This window comes from Candidatus Electrothrix sp., assembly GCF_052785085.1.
This window is the reverse complement of the sequence record NZ_JALAAI010000076.1, coordinates 1-19,481: the sequence shown is the minus strand read 5'-3', so window position 1 is coordinate 19,481 and position 19,481 is coordinate 1. Positions and strand designations below refer to the sequence as shown.

Genomic DNA, 19,481 nt, shown 5'->3' with positions numbered 1-19,481 from the left:
AAGGGGAAAATTGAGGATAAGATTTTTCAAAATTCGAATGCGTGGGCCAGGGAAACTGGGTAATCCAGCGCAAATTTCAACACAGCTTTAATTCACCGGGAACCGTTGAGAACTTGCGACTGTAGAGAATAAAGAAATCAACGCAAAGCCTCTGCCTGGTCGGGCAGGGGCTTTTTTTATTGTTTTGAAGCAAAAAAACTGGTTTGATACAAATTTTATAAAAAGCCTCTTCTTCTTTCCTTTGGGTAAGGAGAAGAAAACATGAAAGTTAGTCAAACGACTCCAAGGAGGCGTCGGTACTTTCATATAAATCATGCACAAGCCCTGTGTTGTTCAGACAGTCTTTTCAGATGTCTTTACAACATAAGAAAGAGCAAAAAGAGGGAAAGGAGCACGGTCATCATGTCATTTGCGCAACAGCCGGATATCGGATCAGTATACCAGGAAATGAAGGAAAAAGAGCTTGTTGAACGCATTGCAGGCCGGAAAAAAGAGCTTGCTGATGATCTTCTTATACTGAGCCATCATTATCAGCACGATTCCCTGTACCAATTTGCCGATCTGACCGGTGATTCGTTAAAGCTGGCTGCTGATGCTGCGCAAATCAAGGATAAAAAATATCTTATTTTCTGCGGGGTCCATTTCATGGCTGAAGCCGCAGATATTCTTTCAGCTGAACACCAGCAGGTTATCCTCCCCCATCTTGATGCAGGCTGCCCTATGGCAGATATGTCCACCAGGGCTGCTGTTGAGACTGCATGGACAGAGCTGGGTACAGCGACCGGAGTGGCAGAAGAAGCGATTACCCCGGTGACCTATGTGAACTCCTCAGCTGATGTGAAAAGTTTTGTCGGAGAAAAGGGTGGTTCTTCCTGTACCTCCTCAAATGCAGAACAGGTCCTTGAATGGGCCTTGGCTCGTGGTGAGTTGGTTTTCTTTTTTCCTGATCAGCATCTTGGGCGCAACGCCTCCTACGCCTTGGGAATTGCAGAAGAACAGGTGCTGCTGTGGAGACGGGGAGAACCTTTGGGTGGCTGTACCCTGAAGCAATTAAAACAGGCCAGGGTGGTCCTGTGGGATGGCTATTGTGAAGTCCATATGCGCAGTTTCCCTGAGCATGTCCTTGCCTGGCAGGCCCAGGATCCCCAGGCAAAGGTGATTGTCCATCCAGAATGTCGCAACGAGGTCGTACGCTTAGCTGATATATCAGGATCCACAGAGGCGATCATTGCCGCTGTTACTGCCAGTGAACCGGGCAGTCATTGGGTTATTGGTACTGAAATCAATCTGGTGAATCGACTGTCCAAGCTGCATCCTGATAAAACTATCCATTCATTAACTCCAGCCTGCCTTTGTCCGACCATGTCAGCAGTTAAGCCTGCCAACCTGCTCTGGATTCTCGATAACCTTGCTGAAAGTAAGGTGGTGAATCAGATCCAGGTTCCTCAAGACATAGCTGTGCAGGCCAAAAACTGTCTGGACAGAATGCTGGCTATCTGATCTCCCCAAGGACGGTCCGTACTTATCAACGATTGAAGAACTTGCTTATCCACATATTATGAATTTGTTCCGCTCGATTGCCAAGCAGCCCAGCTTTCCAGCCCTTCTGACCGGCTTGAAAGAAGATAACGACCAGCAGCGGTTGACGAAAAAACATGGAAAATGGTGGTCACTGCTTTTTTGCTTTGTTCTCCTGACAACCGGGTATTATTTTCTGGTCATGAACAGTGGCTTGCTCCAACTGGAACTTGAAACCGATACCCGAACGGTTTTCAAGGTGTATTGGCCTAAAAAAAACGGTCAATTAAGCGAGCGAAATATGAATGAATTCCTGATTGAGCCAGGAAAGACAAGCTATTCTGTCCGGGTCAATAATACGGCTAAGGTGGGCTATCTTCGTCTGGATCCCAGTGAAAAAACAGCCTGGGTCACTATTAAGCAACTGCGCATCAAACAATGGGGATATCCTGATTATGTCGTGCGCAGTCAGGAAGATTTTGCAAGGCTTGAGATTATCAGCGGGATAGAATCATTAACCCGGAACGATCAGGGGGTAACTGTCCAGGTCAAGAGCAGGGATCCACAGCTGAAACTCCATCTGCCAGCCAGAGGGCAACTTTTTTCACCGTGGACCGATCCTGCTGAGGCAATTCGCCTTTTTTGTGTTGCTTTGCTGGTCATTGCAGTCTCTTTTCTTTTTCGCTCATTTGTTCATAACTCATATTTTCTTCCTGTTCTGGGAGCATTTGCCCTTGGTCTGATTATGACTATGGCCCTGATCAGTGCTTTCAGCACCCATCCTGATGAATATGTACATGTGACAGCAGGAGAATATTTTTCCGACCATACCCTGCCTCCCAAGGTTGGTGATCCAGCAATCAGAGATACCTATAGTGCCTACGGGGTTTCCCGGCTCCATTCAGGAGAGATTATCTACCTCCTGGCTGGTAAATATCTCCGCCTCTTGCAGCCGCTGTATCTGGAGTCTTTTTTTCTTCTTCGTCTGCTTAACGTTATCTTTTTTGGAATCCTTATTTTTCTTGCCTTTACCAAACAAGATTTTCGTTTCTTTCTTCTGCCTTTTTTGATTTCTCCACAGATATGGTATATTTTCAGTTATTTTAACTCTGATGCCTTTGCCACCTTTATCAGCCTGCTTGCAGCCTATCAACTTGCCGGGAAAAAATCAGCCCTTACCTCGTTGTTTTTTCCTGAACAGGCTTCTGAACAGGCAAAATATACATGGATAAAAATTGTCGGGCTTGGTCTTCTGCTCGGTTTTCTTCTTCTTTTAAAGAAAAACTTCTATTTTCTTTACCTTTTTCTCTTTCTCTATTTCCTCTGGAAGGTCTGGCTCCTCCGACCCCTGTGGAACGGAAAAAAAATATTTCATCTGATTATGATCCTGTTTATTGCCTGCTCAGTTTTTGGCGGCGTACGCCTCACCGATGCCTGGATCAATGATTTTAACAAAGTTGCCTTACTCTTTCAAGCCCGTCAGCAATTTGCTGAATATCTCTATAATCCCAATACTCCTATTGAAAAAAGGCATGCCTATCTTGAAATGCGTCAACGAGGAACAACCTTAAAGCGTTTTCTGGCCAGAGACCGCTGGGGCGAAAAATCCTTTCGAACTTCCTTTGGTGTGTATGGATACACCCAATATTCTGGTTCTTTTTCCTATTATGATTATGTACGCTATATTGGTATTGCCTTGTTACTCACGCTGATCATATCCATTATGTATCAAGGACAAGGAGCAGGCATTGCCTTGCTGGGAATTTCAGGCGGAACAGCTGTGCTGCTCATTCTCATGGCCTGCTGGCACGCCTGGACCGTTGATTTTCAAGCTCAGGGGCGCTACTTCCTGCCTATTATTCCAATGGCTGCTGTGCTTTTTTACCATTGTCGGCGAATGATCTTCCAGCCTATTTTTTATATATTATTTTTTGCACTTTTCTTTCTTTCTGTATATAATTTCATCTTAGTTGGCTTGCGTGATATAGGAAAATATGGTATTTAGACTACGTTTACTACGTTTAAGTTTGCTGTTTGTTTGAGATTGTTTCTTGTTTGTTAACAACTACTTGGGGTTCCTGAAAAAGATGCAAAAGAAATCAAACCAGCACGTTGTTCAGATTTTAATACTTTTTTCGTTTTTTCTGATGCTCCCCAGCCTGAGTAGCGGGAAAAACTTAACAACGCTCCAACAGGATCTGGTGTGGTCCCAATCAGACGGGCTTCGTCATGAAATCTTTACCAGCACTTATACAGGGGATGAGTGGGCCAGCCCGGTTAAGGTCACTGATAATAATGCGAATAATTTGCATCCGGTTATTGCAATAGGGGACAATGGCTCGAAATGGATTTTTTGGTCTGCAGTCCGCCCTAATGGTATTTCTATTGAATACGCTGTATTAAACGGTGATGAATGGTCTGAACCAACAAAACTTCCTCTGGAGCAAAATTCTTCTATCACTCCATCAGCACTTGCTGATAAACAGGGGGGAATCTGGCTGGTTTGGGCTGGTAATGATGGCGGTAATGATGATATCTATGTCAGCCATTACCAAAAGACAGAATGGAGCGATCCTCATGTTCTGCATGCCCCTAATGAAGTTCCTGATATTACTCCTGAGATTACCTATAATAAAGAGGACAAGATAGAGGTGACCTGGATAGGATTCCGTGGCAAGGGATATGTCAGGCTTGCTTCTGTGTATACAGAGGGTAAGGGTTGGTCTGCGGAACAGGAAAAACTGGTGGAGCAAGAAGTGGAAGAAGAAAAGGTAAATAATGAGGAAGAGCAGGAGGTTGAACTTCCTAAATTTTTGCCGAGTGATAGTCAGTTTTTTCTCAAGATTTATTAACGGATATAATTCGATAACAAACGATCAAACAACTTCAAGATAAAAGCAAGAGGATTCGAATGAGACGGTTCAGAATATTCTCAGGAGGAATCGCGACTGTACTGTTCATTGTTTCTCTCTCCTATGCAGATGTCATACTCTGTTTTGGCGATTCTATCACAGCAGGGTATAGGGCAACTCCTTATCCAACCAATCTGCAAAATATGTATGGCTCCTCCTCTGGTACCCAGGTCATTAATGCAGGCATAGGAGGAGAGGATACCTATAACGGAGTCAATCGTTTTGACGGAGAATTGGCAAAATATTCTCCTGATTATGTGGTGATTATGGAAGGAGCCAATGATGTCATGGAAGGCATTTCTTCGTCAACCACAACCTTTAATCTTAATAATATGGTTCAACAGGCAGTGAATGCCGGTGCCACGCCGATCCTCTCCACGATCACGCCTAATATCAGTAAATCTGGTTATCAACCGGAAAATTATAATCCCGGTATTATTGAGCTGGCCCAAAACAATAATATTACGCTGGTCGATACCTACTCAAATGTCGTCTCAGACTGGTCCAATCTCAATGTTGACGGAATACACCCTAATGAGGCTGGCTCCCAGACCATAGCCCAAGGGTTTTATTCACAACTGGTCAACAACCAAAACGCAAGGAGCAGCAGTGGTGGCGGTGGTTGTTTTATTGCAACAGCGGCCTATGGAACAGCCTTTGAACCCCAGGTGATGCTCTTGAAAAAGTTTCGGGATCTGTACCTGCTCACGAATCGGCCTGGTACTCGTTTTGTTCAACTCTATTATACTTACTCACCACCAATAGCTGATTTTATCCGTCAACATGAGGCCCTCCGTTTATTGGTTCGGCTCCTGCTCTTACCATTATTGGCAACAAGTTTTTTTCTTGTTGAATTATCTTTACTTCAGCAATTGATTACCGTTTTTATTTTATTCTGTTCTGTAGGATTATTTCTGACCCGCTCTCTGAAAAAACGACGTTGTGATGCCTAGGCCTAGCACAACAGGGGATACGAAGAGGCCGTGGTGCCTCTTTTTTTTTTGCTGCCTTTGTCTGCTCTGTCTGTTCTTTTTATATTCCTCAAGCTCGATAGATATCATAGAACGCCCCCTTGTTTTTCCTGGAAAAGAATGGAAAAAACAGCATGCTGAACTATTGTGCACAAATCCAAAAGCCTTGGATCAATTCGCCCAGGCAGTTGGTGGCTCTGGAGTTATTATAAAAAATGGGTACCTGATCAAGAGCTGGGGATCCCCAGCAGACCGTACCATGTGGGCCTCTGCCACCAAACCGGTACTCAGCACACTCCTGCTCTTTGCAGCCCAGGAAGGCAAGCTGGAGATCAAGGGCACGGTCAAGAAATTCATGCCTGAGCTGCTGGGCAAGGATCAGGCAATCACCTTTCACCATTTGGCCAATATGACCAGCGGCTATGCCCGGCGAGAAGCTCCTGGTCAGGCCTTTGCCTATAACGATTATGCGGTCAAGCTTTACCATAATACCTTGTTAAGCAGGGTATTTGTTGCCCGGGATCCCAATACAATCATCCTTGCTCAGGACAGATTGGGGCCTTTGCAATTTCAGGACGGCCCGGTCTTTGAGCAGGTGGGCAGATATGGCTGGTTTGTCCACACTTCTCCCAGGGATTTTGCCCGGATTGGTTGGTTCTGGCTTAATAAGGGTAAATGGAAGAACGAGCAGATTTTGCAGAAAGAGTTCTTTACCCGCTATCTCAGGAATCAGGTTCCAGAATCCTTACCCATTTCCGGCAAACCAGCCCGGGATTACTTAGGTATCGGTACCTATGGCGGCAGTGGTAATCAATCACAATTTGGTCCTGGTTATTACGGGATGAACTGGTGGTTCAATAGCGGGCAACAGATTTGGCCCAGTCTGCCGGAAGATACCTTTCAGGCTAATGGTCATTGGAATAAGGAAACCGTTACAGTGATTCCCAGCATGTCTTTAGTTGTTGCCGGGGTTGGCGATTTTGGTCCTTTTACGCCTGGCCCTGGCCCGGCAGATGATCGTATGGGTCTTCTGGTTGCAGCATGTGGTCAAAGAGAGCAGTAATTATAAGGCTGCTCCAGAAGCAGGTGCAGTATAGAATTTTTGACCCAGCATGTGAAACCATTATACGATAACAAAGGCCGACAGCGTATATTGACGGCCTTTTCTTTTTAACTGAACCTTACAGCAATAGCCCCTTCAGGGCAGATGTTAAGGCAGGTTGCGCATCCTTCGCATCGTGTTGTATAGGCATGAACTGGCTGCCCTTCAACCATCATGAGTACCTCTTGCGGGCATATTTCTACGCATTCCAGACAATTTATGCATTTATCTCGGTCTATTGTTATTTCAACCATAGAGTTTCACTCCTTGCAATGTGTAGCCGAAAGGCTTAGTTTTTGATAGACTACTCCTATTAACCAACAAAGTGGTGGCATGTCCTTGTACCACCACACCGGATGACAGTCAATTTTGGGGCCTGATCTTCAGTTGATCAAGGAGGTGAATAAGTGGCTCCCATACCTTGTCCGGTTCTGCATAATAGCGGCTCGCGCGAATTCTGAACACCTGCCAGCCGCATCGTTTCAGTTTTTCCTGATGTTCAAGATCTTCAAGATACTGTTCTGGTCCCTGCCATTGATCACTGTCACAGGCAATTGCGAGCTGGGCCTGTTGGCCTTGAATAACCAGGTCGATTTTTTTTCCGGCAAAAGCATATTGCGGGACAACACTATAGCCCATTTTTCCGAGACGCTGGGCCAAGTCCACTTCCAGCCAGCTTTGAAAGGGTGCTGGTGGGCTTTCCACTGTCCTGTTGGCCAGCAGCGCTTTTTCCTGAAGAGCTGCCTGCTCTTCGGCCAGCATTCCGGTTCGATGGATGGTTGGGCGATGAAAATGCTTTATCAGTTTCAAGCGTAAGCATTCAGGGCTGAGGTGCTTTTCCTGAACCGAATGAAAAAGCCAGGTCTGTTCCCGGGCCCGGCTGGCAGCGACGTTGAACTTCTGCTGTTCTGCTGTCTTGGTGAGTGCTCTGATTTTCTGCCCAGGAGCTGTTACCATACTCAGAAAGATAATGTCTCGTTCTCCGCCTTGAAAACTGAAGGAGTTACCGCAGATGAGCTTTCGTTGCCCCATTTCTTCTACTCCAATCGCCTTGATCAATAATTCTTCAATCAGATAGGATTGGGCAGTTCCTTGCAGGACAATGACCCCCATAGTCTTTCCGCGATAACGCTTGTCCTGGCAACATTGAACAACCTGAGCCACTAAGGCCTCTGCCTCCTGGGGATTGGTTATTTGTTGGCCCTGAGCGTGTCGGGATCCTTCTTTGACTAATATTGCTTTGAGAGGCTCAAGCCGTTCCGGTAGATATTGACGAAGGGGCACCAGAGGATCATCCTGGTAAAATTGGCTATTACTAAAGGCAATAATCTCGGGCATACAACGAAAATGTTCCTGCAATACAATACGGTGAGTAAAGCGGAGCAGGCAATGGTCAAAGAGGCTGGAATCCACATCAAAGGAATCTGCATGGGTAAAATCAAACAGAAAATTATGCATATGCTGTTGCACATGTTCCCGATTGATGCCCACAGCCTCCGGGCTGATCTGCTTATCATCGCCTGCAGCCAGAATTTGCTTACCAAGGTAGAGCAAGGGAAGGGCCTCTGGGCCGCATTGGGAGGCCTCATCAGCAATAACCACATCAAAAAAACCAGGTTCTGCGGGGATGGTCTCGTACACCCGGTGGAGCGGCATAATACACACTGGCAAGGTCAGTTGACAGGCATCAAGATGACGACGGGCATTTTCCTTATGGGTCTGGGCATGCTTTCCTGTCCCTTTGCCGAATTTTTTTATGGCCTGCTGCCAGGCGATCATATGACCATGCTGCCGGGTGGTCAGTTGAGCAAAAAAATGGTTCCAGGCCTGAGCTGCTGTTAAGGAAAAAAGGTCTGCTCGCATCTCCGCAGTAAGTTGTTGGCTCTGGCGCTGATAACTTTCCAGGTCGTGGGCAAGAAATTTCTGGACCCAGTCTTTTGCCTGGGCCCAGGACCAGGCCTGCTTCAGCTGTCCCAGGCGATCTGCCCATTGTTTTCTCTCCTTGCCACTGCGCAGTTGCGCAGCCAACTGAGGGGCAACATCATTCAACGCATCAATTAATTGGTTTTTCCGGGCAAGCTCTTTTGCCTGTATCTTAAGCGTTTCAATTTCGCTAAAGAGCTGTTCATAGGTTGCAATGTCTCTTTTTTGCAGACTTTTAATGACCAGTTTTGTTATTGGATGGGCATTGTTACGCAAGGTAAAAACAGAGAGTGTTTTCTGAGCATGGGTTATGGATGAACGAAGCCAGAGAAAGTCAAGGCGGGCAAGGGCAGAGCGGCAGTCTTCCAGCACAAGTTGAACAGAAGCGGTATCTGACCAGTCAGGCAGGTCCAGGCCATTGATTGTGCTGAGTTCTTGTTCCAGATTTTTTCGTTTGTTATCCAGAGAAATAACCCGCTGGAGACTGTTCAGGAGGCCCTTGATTTCAGAAACCTGTAAGGAGAAATGGCCTGTACTCCGTTCCGCTCTTCCTTCCCAGAGGTGCCAGATAGCCTGTAATTTCTCGTCTACCTGCAGATAGTTTACCAGCTGCAATAAGGATTCAGTGCTTGTACAGGGCTGCCCATTAATCGTGATGGTACGGAGCATACGCCCATGTTTTCGGATAATTTCCGGCTTAAAAAGCCATTTACCAGTACGACCGCCAGCCTTGAAATGTTTTTTCAGGGCCAGGGCATCCTGCAAAAGTTTATTTCGGTCGATTTCCCAGGAGATATCAACTTTCAGCCTGTCAACCTGGTCAAGTGTCTTGGGGATGTTCTGGAGCATTTCCTGGGACCGCTGCAATATATCCTGCCAAACATTGCTCTGGCCACAGAGGACATCATGGACAGCTGTTGTAATCCAAGGCATGGGGCGCTGCTGCAAATCCCGAACAGTTTCTCTGAAAACAGTCAGTTGATCCCGAATCAATTCTATTTTTCTGCGATCTGCTTTTCCGGTCTGAAAGAGGACCTTGCCCTGCCCCCTCTGGAGGCGTTGTTTGTCAAGGGCCGCTGCCTGCCGGGCCTGATCTTCTTTTTCAAAGGCCTCCTTGACCTTATGAACAGGGAACTTTTCTTCAAGGTGCGGCAGCTCTTTTCCCTGGAGTATTTTTTCTTTTTCTGGCTCAGTTGTCCGCAGATAGGTGCGAAGAAAAAGAAGTTGCTCATCAGACCAGGGCAGAGGAATCTCCTGGGGAATTCTATCTGTTAACCAGGAAAAAGCAGGCTCTTCTTTGCCCAGCTGCTGGGCAATCTGAGCAGCTGTTCCAGAGTAGCGTCCTTGGCTTATTCGATGGTGCCGGGTTTCCTGCTCTCGTAAGTTCAGGATTGTTTTATCCGTGGCCTGCTTGGCCTCTTGCTTTTCTTGAAGATGTTTTTCCAGCTTTTGGATAGACTCGTTCTCTGCAGGGTGCTGTTTTTTTTCTGCCCGTAAAATAGCCCTGATCTTGCGTTCCAGGTCCAGGGATTCCTGTTGGCCCTGCTCAGCTGCATTGAAACAGAGAGGGCGAATATCTTCTGGAAGTAAATCATTCAGCACCTGCAAGGCCCTGGTGGTCTGCGCAGTCACCAATACCCGTTTGCCCTGGGCCAGGAGATGACAAATAAGATTGGCAATAGTGTGAGATTTACCTGTCCCTGGAGGACCCTGAACAAGTACTCCTTTTTTCCCCTGGAGTTTTTTGACGATTCGGCGTTGTTCCTGGTTAGAGGGCAAGGGAAAAAAGATTCTGTCCTCAATCTGTTCTTGCTCTGTCTTTTGTACGTTGTTGCTGGTTTCATCAGGGACGATTTCACAGAGGTTGAGAAACTCTTCCGGGATTGCTGGTGCAATTGTTGCACTGGAGAGAGACTGCCCCAGGATTTCGTCGAGAAAATGCTCCAGGGGATGGGCAGAGCGTTTCCGTATAATCAAGGCCGGGGCATAGGTAATAACTGGCTTGGGCTGTTGTTCTGAAGGGTTCAGGGTGTTGGCCAGGCCCTTGAGAACAGCATCAACTTTTTCCCTGTTATGCAAATTTCCCTGTAAGGCTTGGCAGCTCTCTTGGATAAGCTGCTGGACATCCTGGGGTTGTTCTTCCAAGGACAGCATGTCCAGCTCAACCCTTGGGGCAGGTGATCCTTGGTAAACAGTCAGTCTTTTTACGATTGGATCAAAGGAAATCGTGGCTTCTGTGACGATGAGATGGCGTTGGATAAGCTGTTGTTTTGAAGTTTCCCAGCGTAACAGACCAAAGCAAAGGAGCAGTTCATATTGCTCACCAAGTTTTTGCTGTTCCTGGTAGAGGCGAAAAAGCTCTGTATAGATTTTTTCAGAAGAAAGAATGCGTTGACAAGCTTGCTGCCAAGGTTTCCATTGTTGATCAATATAGTTCTGCCATTGCTTTTTTTTGCGGGCAAGAGCAGCAGCATACAAGGATCTGTCTTGTCCGCTGTTCCCCGTACCTGGAGCAACATCAGGCGGAAGAGTTAACACAGGAGGGGTAGTGAGATTCTTCAGGTCTTCCTGATTAACCCATTTTTCGCATCGTTCAGGAGGCGGTGGGGGCGGTGGCAGCTCTGTCTTTTTGATATCAAGCCAGCAGGAGTCACCGGCTTCCTCCTGTTCGTTGCTGATAATGGCAGCGTCAGAGGGTAACCAAAAGACCTTGTTATACTGCTCCAGAGTTCGGACAGTTTTAGCGTTGATGGTCGATATTGCACGTAAGTACCGAACAAGCCGAACGAGTTTCTCTGCGCTGTGCTGTGTAAAATCACTCATTATCAAAAAAACCAGGGGACCATCAGACCGGAGTCCCCCGGTCCGGCAGTTCAGTTATTGCACCGTCATCCAACCAAATCCGGGTGTGGAGCACCACCGAGGAACAGGTTTGCCAAGCAAGATCATGCTCAAGAACCTTTTTTTCCTTTTATTTCCTTCAGGATGGTCAGACCCAGTTTAAACTGCGGCATCTCCTCCCGCTTCACCATCTCATAGAAGTCACACTTACTGCAATCTCTGAATTTATCCGCATATTTCCCCTGTTGTTCTCCTTTGCAGAGCGAACCTGTTATGGCCCAGCAGCAACGGCCTCCGTTTTCCCCGCCATGAATCCCTTCTGCCCGTCCTTCTTCCGCAACAGGACAGACACCAAGCTCAGAAACCTTGTCGCCTCCTGGTTCCCGCCCGCATTTTTTTACTTCCCAGCAGTTTAATTTTTTTTTCATCGTCCAGTCCTCGTTGTATAGTGATTGAACCGGTGAGTTACCGGAGATTAACCTTGTTGTTCTTTTTTGACCACTCTATGTATAGTTAACACGGATTATCATTAGGGGGCAAGGGAGATTTCTTCTTGACAAAGCAAGGACTGTTCTGTAGAGGGAAAGTCATGAAAATGACCAAAAAAAATGCTATAACACGAATGAAGCCTGATGTCAGCAAGTCTGTACATCTTTTTGCCGCCCCTCTTATCTGGACAGCTGTGGGGATCATGCTTATGGTGCGCGGACTGGGCTGGATCGGGTTCAGCCTGACCTGTCGGCTGTTCATCATCGCCCTGATTATCGCCCTGATTGTCGGCACGGTCAAGTCGCTGACTATTCTGGACCGCTCTGCCAAAAAGACCCTGAGCCGCATCATGACCCTGAATGAAAAGAGCTGCATCGGGGCGGTCTATCCCTGGAAGACCTGGCTCCTTGTTATCCTGATGATGGCCACTGGCATTGCCTTACGGAGCATGACCGAACCAGGTATTTTTCTGGGCACGATCTATCTTGCTGTGGGCTGGGGAATTCTGCTGTCAAGCCGTCACGGCTGGGAGCATTGGTTGCGTCGGGTTCGTCGCAAATAAATCAGAACAAAAGGATCAACGCATTGCACAGTGCCGCCCGAGGACAAGAAAGCATTACTGACCTCTATCATCGCTCCGCAGCAGTGGTGGACCTGGCCTGTATCAGTCATAACCTCGGGGTGGTTCGGGAAAAGGCACCTGGCAGGAAGATCATCGCCATGGTCAAGGCCAATGCCTATGGTCACGGGCTGGTACGGGTTGCCGAGCATCTGGCCTCGGAGGGGGTTGACTATCTGGGCACCGCCTTTGTGGAAGAGGCCCTGGAGCTGCGCAAGGCGGGCATTACCGTGCCCATCATTACCTCTGGCCCGTTTTCCAGGTTTCAGATCGGCCTGTTCATAGAGAATAATATAGACCTGACCATCGCTTCCGTGGATGCGTTGCACTATATCCAAGAGGCGGCTGAGTTTTATGGCAAGCGGGTCAATATCCACCTGAAGATTGATACCGGTATGATGCGGATCGGTATCCGTTATTCCAATGCTCATAAACTTTTTGCCGCAGCCTTACAGGCAGAAAAATATCTCAATATTGTTTCTCTTTTTTCCCATTTCGCCACTGCGGATCACGAAGATTTGAGCTTTGCCCGGCTTCAGTTGGAACGATTTCTTGAAGCGGCGCGTTTTTTTGATCATGAGCATCGGCCTTCACCCCTGCTTCAGATCGCCAATTCAGCTGCTCTCCTGAGGATGGAGGAAAGTCAACTGGACATGGTCAGACCGGGGATCATGCTGTACGGATATCATCCTTCACCCGCCTCCGCACCCAAGGCTGAGCTGCTGCCCGCCCTTTCTCTCAGGGCAAAGGTTATGTACTTCAAAGTTGTGTTGCAAGGAAACTCGGTTGGGTATGGCCGAACCTGGACAGCTCCGCAGAACTGCCGGGTCGTGACCATTCCGGTGGGCTACGGCGACGGCTATGCTCGCGGTCTCTCCAACAAAGCACAGGTTCTGCTGCGCGGCAAGAGATATCCTGTGCTAGGAAGCATCTGCATGGATCAAACCATGATTGGCATCGGTGATGGAGAGGCATATATCGGGGACGAGGTGCTCCTCATCGGCAAACAGGGTGAGGAGGTCATCACGGCCGATGATCTTGCTGCCCAGCTCGGCACGATCAGCTATGAGGTTTTGACCAACATCAGTGCGCGGGTGCCCAGGATTTATCTTGATAAAAGAACGCCGTGTCAGTCATCTCAACTTCAGCAGGTAAGAGAAAGTTAAGTACACTTGGAACCGTTCAGAACTTACGACTGTAGAGTCAATTGTTGTTGAAGAACTGTGATAAGGACTGCACCGGGAGAAACTCGCCCTGCAAGAGGAGAATCCCTCGCTGTAACGGGAGAAAGCCTTCCTGAAGCGGCGGAAATCACACTGAAGCAGGAGAAAGAGACTCTGGAGCAGGCAGAAATCATCCTGTAGCGGGAGAAAATGGTTCTGTAGCGGGAAAAAGTCATTCTGTAGCAGGAGAAAATGGTTCTGCAGCACTGCAAGACCGTTTTTTCCGCCTGCACCCGCTTATCTTCCAAAAAATTTTCCCTTCACCCCAGGTCAAAGGAGAAATGTCTCCGACGAACCTGACCGCATCCTACACCCTCATTTCAGAAGCAAACTCCATCGCAATAGTTGCGACAGTCCTCCCCACTTTTGCACAGGCTTCCTGGAGTTGCCAATTCTCCCGGTTTCGGTCTTCCACCATATTGCTGATACAACGAATCTCCAGGCAGGGCAGAGAAAATTCCTTACCGACCCGAGCCACTGCTGCTCCTTCCATATTCTCGCACAGCCCACAAAACTGATATCCCAGCTGGTTGCCCCTGTGCAGGGTACCGCTGGCGCAATTCACCGTGACAAAGGCCCCTGTCTTATAGTTTATATCCTTATTTTTTAAAATCTGGGTAGCTGCTGACAGCAAGCCTGGGTCCATGGAAAAATTATCCTGAACTGGCAGATCCTCACTGAACTTTTTCACCGTATCTGTCAACTGAATTCCCAGATCTCCAAGGATCTCCTGTTCTGCAAGGCAGATATCAAGAAGCCCAGCCTGCATTGATGGGGCGTCTTTCCAATATGCTCCGGCAATACCAAAATTAATAATGCAATCTATCGGATCTGTTTTTAAAAGATAACGTGTAAGAGAGAGAGTGGTCTCCACAGGGCCGATTCCGGTGACAAGCTGGCTGAGCTGTACCTGCTTTTTTCCTGGAGTTTTCTCCGCAGTTTTCCCCGCAGTTTTCTCTATAGGTTCTCCTCTACGTTTACTCTCATCTTCCCCGCAGGCCTCAACATATGCCTGCATTTCCATGTTCGTTGCTGCTGTCATTAATATGTTCATCTTGTTCCTTGTTTATAGCCTGAAGAAAAAATTTTTAGCGTGAAATATTCTTCAGTATTCTGGCTTTCTCCAACAGGCTGACATATATTTCTTTTTGACAGAAATCATCTTATGGATTACAACCATTATGCATAAGGGTTTTTCCAACACCAAATGATGACAGTTTAACTGATGACAGTTCGTGCAATGCCGAACGTTATAGAAATGATCTCTCGGAGGCCGATCATGAATTCCTTGCTCAACAATTTCCTGCTGCAAGACAGAATACGCACAGCTCGGAGCAGCCTGTTTTGGCTCATAGCTGGTTGTTGTATGGTTATCAGCAATACTTCTTTTGCCCAGTATCCTGATACCCCCTATGACAGTAACCATCCTGCTCTGCCTCAGTATTACGCTGATATTGAGGCAACCGAAAGGGGCGGGGGGACCTGGGGAGAAATTTTGAACATGAAGGTCCATGTTCAGGGATCTGGGGCAATATTCACTATTACCTCAAAAAAAGGACCGTTCTATAATACAAATAGTGTCAGTATTCGATCCGGGAGTCATAATGGCTCTGTTGTGGTTGCAGGCAAAATTCCTTCTGGAAGCAAGGCTGCCAAACTCAGCCTGGATTTAAATACTGTAGCGTCTTTTCCCCATCGTTTTTTTGCAACTATAACAAATAATGTTGGCTATGCCTGGGTTGGGCCGGTCCAAATTGGAATAACCAACCCCACCGGCACAGGTGTAACAGACGAAACAAGAGCGTCCACCCCCAGAGAGAATGTTGCGGTAAGTACTGGTCCTCAACGTCCTCTTATTAGCGAATCCCCTGAAACAGCTGTTGAAAATAGTACTGTGCAGATTGCTGTCACAGCAGGTACCACTTCGGGGAATGATATGGTCAGGGTTCAGTGTACAGCAAGCAGTTCTGGAAACACCCCGGATAACCCGTATCGTTCCGGTTGGTTATATGGCGGAGATACGATACAGGTGCCTCTGGTCTTCCATTCAGCAGGGACCCAGGCAATCTTTTGTAATACTCTGGATAGCTACGGAACCACCAGCTCCCTCAGTCAACGAACAATCAGTGTGGCTTCAGGCCAACCTGTCCCCACCACTGGTTTTCCCATTGCTTCGACACCAGCAAGGGAATTTTCTCAGCCTTCGCATCCTGTAGTGCCTGCAGTTACTTCTCTGCCGCCTGCACCTACCCGACGGAGGATTGCCAATACTCCGGCTCCTCGTATAGAGGTTCCCGGTCAGGGCAAAGTCAACGATCCGGTCACTGTCAAACTGGTAGCTGGGCATGATCCCCAAAACAGAGACCTGGTAAGAATAACCTGTACAGCGGATGATTCCAATAAAACGACAGAGGATCCCTATCAGTCAGATTGGTTACCGCCCGAGGGACAGGCAGAGGGGCACTTTACTTTTTATTCTCCTGGAGAAAAAAACATTTACTGTACATCATACGGTCGCCAGGGTGTGAACAGTTCCCCCACCAGAGAGACGCTCAATATTGACTATGCTAATCAGCAGCCTGACGCACCTCTCATCAGTGAATACCCCGATACTACCTATCCAGGCCGAACAACCTATATCACGGTTACTGCCGGAAGCGATCCTGATGGAGATCAGGTCAGAGTAAAATGTTCTGCAACCGATTCCAGCATGACAGAAAATTCTCCATATATCTCGGAATGGATGGCACCTCAAGCAACCGCAACTGCTTCTTTCGCTTTTTTTACTGCTGGTAATAAAGAAATTACCTGTATAACTATTGATAACAATAATGCGCAAAGTGATGCAACAACACGGAGCATTCATGTGCATAGCCCAAATTATACCCCTCATTACGCCCCTGACCGTAATTTGAAGAACAGGTCAATTTTTTCTGGTAACTCCTCCAGGGCAGAGAGCTGCGGCTGCCAACAGGATAACACGTCAACGTCGTATCCGATGCAGAATACACTACAGAACAGGTTGCAGAACAGGTTGCAGAACTCAAGGCAGGGAGGCATCACCTTTAATCAGCCATATATTCCTGAGAACCAGGATCAGCAAAGTGTTTTTCAACGTCCTGAACCACAGCCTGACCTTAAAGGCCGGGTTGTCTATAGAAGTAACCGAACCCCTGTTCAGAATGCCTTGGTTAAAATTTTGAATGCCATGTCTGGCAGAGCGTATACCGCTACAACCGATTATAACGGTGAATTCAAGATGGATTTTGCCCAGGGAAGTTTTACAGGGCAGATCCAGGCAACCAAAGGAAACAGGACCTCGTCAATCCGGGAAGTGAAAATTGATGTGGATAATCCGACAGTGATTGACCTGACAATCATAGACAGAGAGCAGGTGCAAGCCCGATCCCCGTCCCGGAGGCCAGTTCAACAGGCACCACCAGCGCATAACAGTGTATGGCAGTTTAACTGAGCGCTTAGAGAATGTCTCACAGTAATAATGTGGTGGAGGATACTGTTCAGGAAATGTACAGCCTGTCCTCCTATGATTATTTTTTACCTGAGCAACAGATAGCTCAGCAACCTGCCCAGCAACGAGATCAGTCACGCCTCATGGTTGTGGATTGTTGCACGAGCACAAGGCAACATACTCGCTTTGAAGGCCTTTATGATCTGATTCGGCCAGGTGATGTACTGGTTGTGAATAACACCAAGGTGTTTCCGGCCCGGTTATTTGGACGCAAGGAGAGTGGTGGTAAGGTTGAAATACTGCTTCTTCATTTCCCCTGTTATGAAAAGGAAGTGGATGGTCTGCGCCAGACAACAACATTGGCGCTGATCAAAAGCTCGAAGCGTCCAAAGCCGGGAAGCATTCTTCTTTTTGCCGATGCCTTGCATGTTCAGGTGGAATCCTTTCTCCCTGATGGTAAGGCACAAGTACGGCTCTTTTCTCCAGCCCATATTGATCTGGAACAGCTCCTGGAAGAATACGGACAAATCCCGTTACCTCCCTATATCAAACGGCCTGAAGGCAGCACAGATGAGGATGCGCAACGATACCAGACCAATTATGCCCGTTATATTGGCTCGGTTGCCGCTCCTACAGCTGGCTTACATCTCAGCAAGCCATTAATAGAAAGATTACAAAATAGCGGAGTCGGTTTTGCAGAGGTGACCCTGCATGTGGGGTATGGAACCTTTGCTCCGGTGCGCTGTGAGGATATTCGCAAACATACCTTGCATAAGGAATTGATCCGTCTTCCCCGGGAAACTGCTGAGGCGATAAATAGTTGTAAAGAAAACGGAGGAAGGGTATGGGCTGTGGGCACGACAACGGCACGAACCCTGGAGTTTGCAGCTAACCATGCAGATTCTTCAGGGAATTTACAGGCAATTGAAGATTTCTGTGGCCTGTATATTTATCCTGGTTATCAATTTGCAGTGGTTGATAATCTGATCACCAATTTCCACTTGCCCAAGTCATCATTGCTTTTTATGGTTGCTGCCTTGGCTGGAAAAAAGCAGATTTTTGCTGCCTATGCAGAAGCTGTGGAGCAAGGATATCGATTTTTCAGTTACGGGGATGCAATGGCGATTATTACCAGGAAATGAGGTGGTTGTGTAGCGGAAAAGGAAGGATTTTGCACTATCAGAAATATCAGTCCTGTTCATCTTCGTTTGGTTCCAGTTTAAAGGTGATCTCTTTGATAAATTCTGTTCCCAGCAGCATGGGATCATCGGCTTCGTAAAGTAAGGTGGTCTGAAGAAATAAAAAGCTGTCGTGTCCCATAGAGAGAAATTCAAGGGCAATACCTTCATCGCTGACTCTGACAACAGAGCAACGGGCCCGCAACTCTATCCCTAAATTATCCTGAGGATTATTGAGTTCCACTGTGCAAACATCACCTTTTTGCTGATCAAAGGTTCCTTTTACATACATGCCACCGAGACTGAGATTATTGACGGTATGGTGTGTATATTTTTTCCCGTCGAAATAAAGATATATATCCCGCTGGAAATTCACCCGGGTATACTTCCGGTCTTTACTATATGTCATTAAACCGCCTTTTATGGGAAGAATTCACAATACCTTGCAAAGCGAACAATTCTTGCGAGCAATCAGTCACCACTGTAAGGTAAATATAATAAATGATCTTTCTCGTTTTTTCAAAGCAAATATTTTGAAACGCCTTTCTGATAGGCATTCATGAAGAGCTGGCTTGTAGTCTTCTCAGCAATTCCCGGATACCCAGGAAACGCCATAATAGTGCAGTTTTTACAGATTGCTTTCGTAAAATTTTATAAACAATCGTTCGGTAAATATCTTGTAATAATGAAATTTCAGCACCTTAGCTAACAAAGCGTGCCTCTCGGTAAAATGAAACAATTTCAGCATATTGCTTTTCTCGCTGGTGTTCAGGTAAGAAAAATAGCAAAAAATAAGAGCTTTCTTCTTGTGTGGACAATATCAAAGTTTTACAAGGAGAGAGCCATGTCTAGCCATATCAAGAAAACTGTAAAAGCTCACCAGAAAGACATCAAACGCAAGGAAGCAATCAAACTGCGTAAGCATTTGAATGCCGATGCTCTTTTTGGGTGGTCACCCTGCTGAGTGTTGCCATTTACCTTTTGGATGCTTATATTTCAGTATATGAGATAGTTACTACTGAAAGGAGGGAATGATGGCTGAACTTACAAAGGTTGGTACTTTTTGTCCGAATCCCGCTTGTCCCGATTATGAACAGGTACAGGAGAGCCAGCAATTCCCGGACACGACAACGATATACGCCTGTTGAGCATTTTTGCTCTCTCTGGAGAGACTCAGGCGTTCTTCCCTATAGCAATGTGACTATTTTCCTGGCCGTCCAGCTAACTTTCTCTTCA

Annotated in this window: 15 protein-coding genes; 10 read left to right on the top strand and 5 right to left on the bottom strand. The window is 47.0% G+C overall.

The annotated features are described in order from the left end of the window. Positions 1-402: 402 nt before the first annotated feature. The 5 genes from nadA to L2082_RS12505 all read left to right on the top strand — a co-directional run bounded on the left by nadA (position 403) and on the right by L2082_RS12505 (position 6,464). Positions 403-1,500, top strand: coding sequence for a quinolinate synthase NadA (gene nadA / locus L2082_RS12525; protein WP_446011110.1), 1,098 nt, complete (start codon positions 403-405; stop codon positions 1,498-1,500). A gap of 58 nt (positions 1,501-1,558) precedes the next feature. Next, positions 1,559-3,523 (top strand): hypothetical protein, encoded by a 1,965-nt coding sequence (locus L2082_RS12520; protein WP_446011809.1) that lies wholly within the window; start codon positions 1,559-1,561, stop codon positions 3,521-3,523. Positions 3,524-3,719: 196 nt separating this feature from the next. Next, the gene (locus L2082_RS12515; RefSeq protein ID WP_446011808.1) at positions 3,720-4,370 is read left to right on the top strand and encodes a hypothetical protein; all 651 of its coding nucleotides are present in this window, start codon (positions 3,720-3,722) and stop codon (positions 4,368-4,370) included. Positions 4,371-4,429: 59 nt separating this feature from the next. Next, positions 4,430-5,383, top strand: coding sequence for an SGNH/GDSL hydrolase family protein (locus L2082_RS12510; protein WP_446011807.1), 954 nt, complete (start codon positions 4,430-4,432; stop codon positions 5,381-5,383). A 163-nt stretch (positions 5,384-5,546) separates the two neighbouring features. Beyond that, positions 5,547-6,464, top strand: coding sequence for a serine hydrolase domain-containing protein (locus tag L2082_RS12505; protein ID WP_446010891.1), 918 nt, complete (start codon positions 5,547-5,549; stop codon positions 6,462-6,464). Between the two features lie 107 nt (positions 6,465-6,571). On the opposite strand, the gene L2082_RS12500 is transcribed toward L2082_RS12505, so the two are convergent. From L2082_RS12500 to L2082_RS12490, 3 genes are all read right to left on the bottom strand, one after another. After that, positions 6,572-6,757: an ATP-binding protein gene (locus tag L2082_RS12500; protein WP_446010892.1), complete on the bottom strand. Its 186-nt coding sequence runs from the start codon at positions 6,755-6,757 to the stop codon at positions 6,572-6,574. A gap of 109 nt (positions 6,758-6,866) precedes the next feature. Next, a complete protein-coding gene (locus tag L2082_RS12495) occupies positions 6,867-11,249 on the bottom strand; it encodes an AAA domain-containing protein (RefSeq protein WP_446011806.1) in 4,383 nt (1,460 codons plus the stop codon). Between the two features lie 128 nt (positions 11,250-11,377). After that, positions 11,378-11,695 carry a two-CW domain-containing protein gene (locus L2082_RS12490; RefSeq protein WP_446009639.1) on the bottom strand — a complete coding sequence of 106 codons (318 nt, stop codon included), beginning with the start codon at positions 11,693-11,695 and terminating at the stop codon, positions 11,378-11,380. Positions 11,696-11,856: 161 nt separating this feature from the next. On the opposite strand from L2082_RS12490, the gene L2082_RS12485 reads away from it, so the two are divergent. Together L2082_RS12485 and alr are read left to right on the top strand one after the other, a co-directional pair. Beyond that, on the top strand, positions 11,857-12,318 hold the full coding sequence (locus L2082_RS12485) for a hypothetical protein (RefSeq protein ID WP_446011805.1): 462 nt from the start codon (positions 11,857-11,859) through the stop codon (positions 12,316-12,318). Positions 12,319-12,341: 23 nt separating this feature from the next. After that, positions 12,342-13,541 carry an alanine racemase gene (alr, locus tag L2082_RS12480; protein WP_446009637.1) on the top strand — a complete coding sequence of 400 codons (1,200 nt, stop codon included), beginning with the start codon at positions 12,342-12,344 and terminating at the stop codon, positions 13,539-13,541. Positions 13,542-13,905: 364 nt separating this feature from the next. On the opposite strand, the gene mqnB is transcribed toward alr, so the two are convergent. Continuing rightward, complete coding sequence (gene mqnB / locus L2082_RS12475; protein WP_446009636.1) at positions 13,906-14,652, bottom strand: futalosine hydrolase; 747 nt, start codon at positions 14,650-14,652, stop codon at positions 13,906-13,908. A 225-nt stretch (positions 14,653-14,877) separates the two neighbouring features. Between mqnB and L2082_RS12470 the strand changes: the two genes are divergently transcribed. Both L2082_RS12470 and queA read left to right on the top strand, forming a co-directional pair. Continuing rightward, on the top strand, positions 14,878-17,070 hold the full coding sequence (locus L2082_RS12470) for a carboxypeptidase regulatory-like domain-containing protein (protein WP_446009635.1): 2,193 nt from the start codon (positions 14,878-14,880) through the stop codon (positions 17,068-17,070). An 11-nt stretch (positions 17,071-17,081) separates the two neighbouring features. Further along, positions 17,082-18,209 (top strand): tRNA preQ1(34) S-adenosylmethionine ribosyltransferase-isomerase QueA, encoded by a 1,128-nt coding sequence (gene queA / locus L2082_RS12465; RefSeq protein ID WP_446009634.1) that lies wholly within the window; start codon positions 17,082-17,084, stop codon positions 18,207-18,209. Positions 18,210-18,255: 46 nt separating this feature from the next. Here queA and L2082_RS12460 read toward each other — a convergent pair whose 3' ends face one another. Next, a complete protein-coding gene (locus L2082_RS12460) occupies positions 18,256-18,654 on the bottom strand; it encodes a PilZ domain-containing protein (protein ID WP_446009633.1) in 399 nt (132 codons plus the stop codon). A gap of 321 nt (positions 18,655-18,975) precedes the next feature. Between L2082_RS12460 and L2082_RS12455 the strand changes: the two genes are divergently transcribed. Continuing rightward, a complete protein-coding gene (locus L2082_RS12455) occupies positions 18,976-19,209 on the top strand; it encodes a hypothetical protein (protein WP_446009632.1) in 234 nt (77 codons plus the stop codon). Positions 19,210-19,481: the final 272 nt, after the last annotated feature.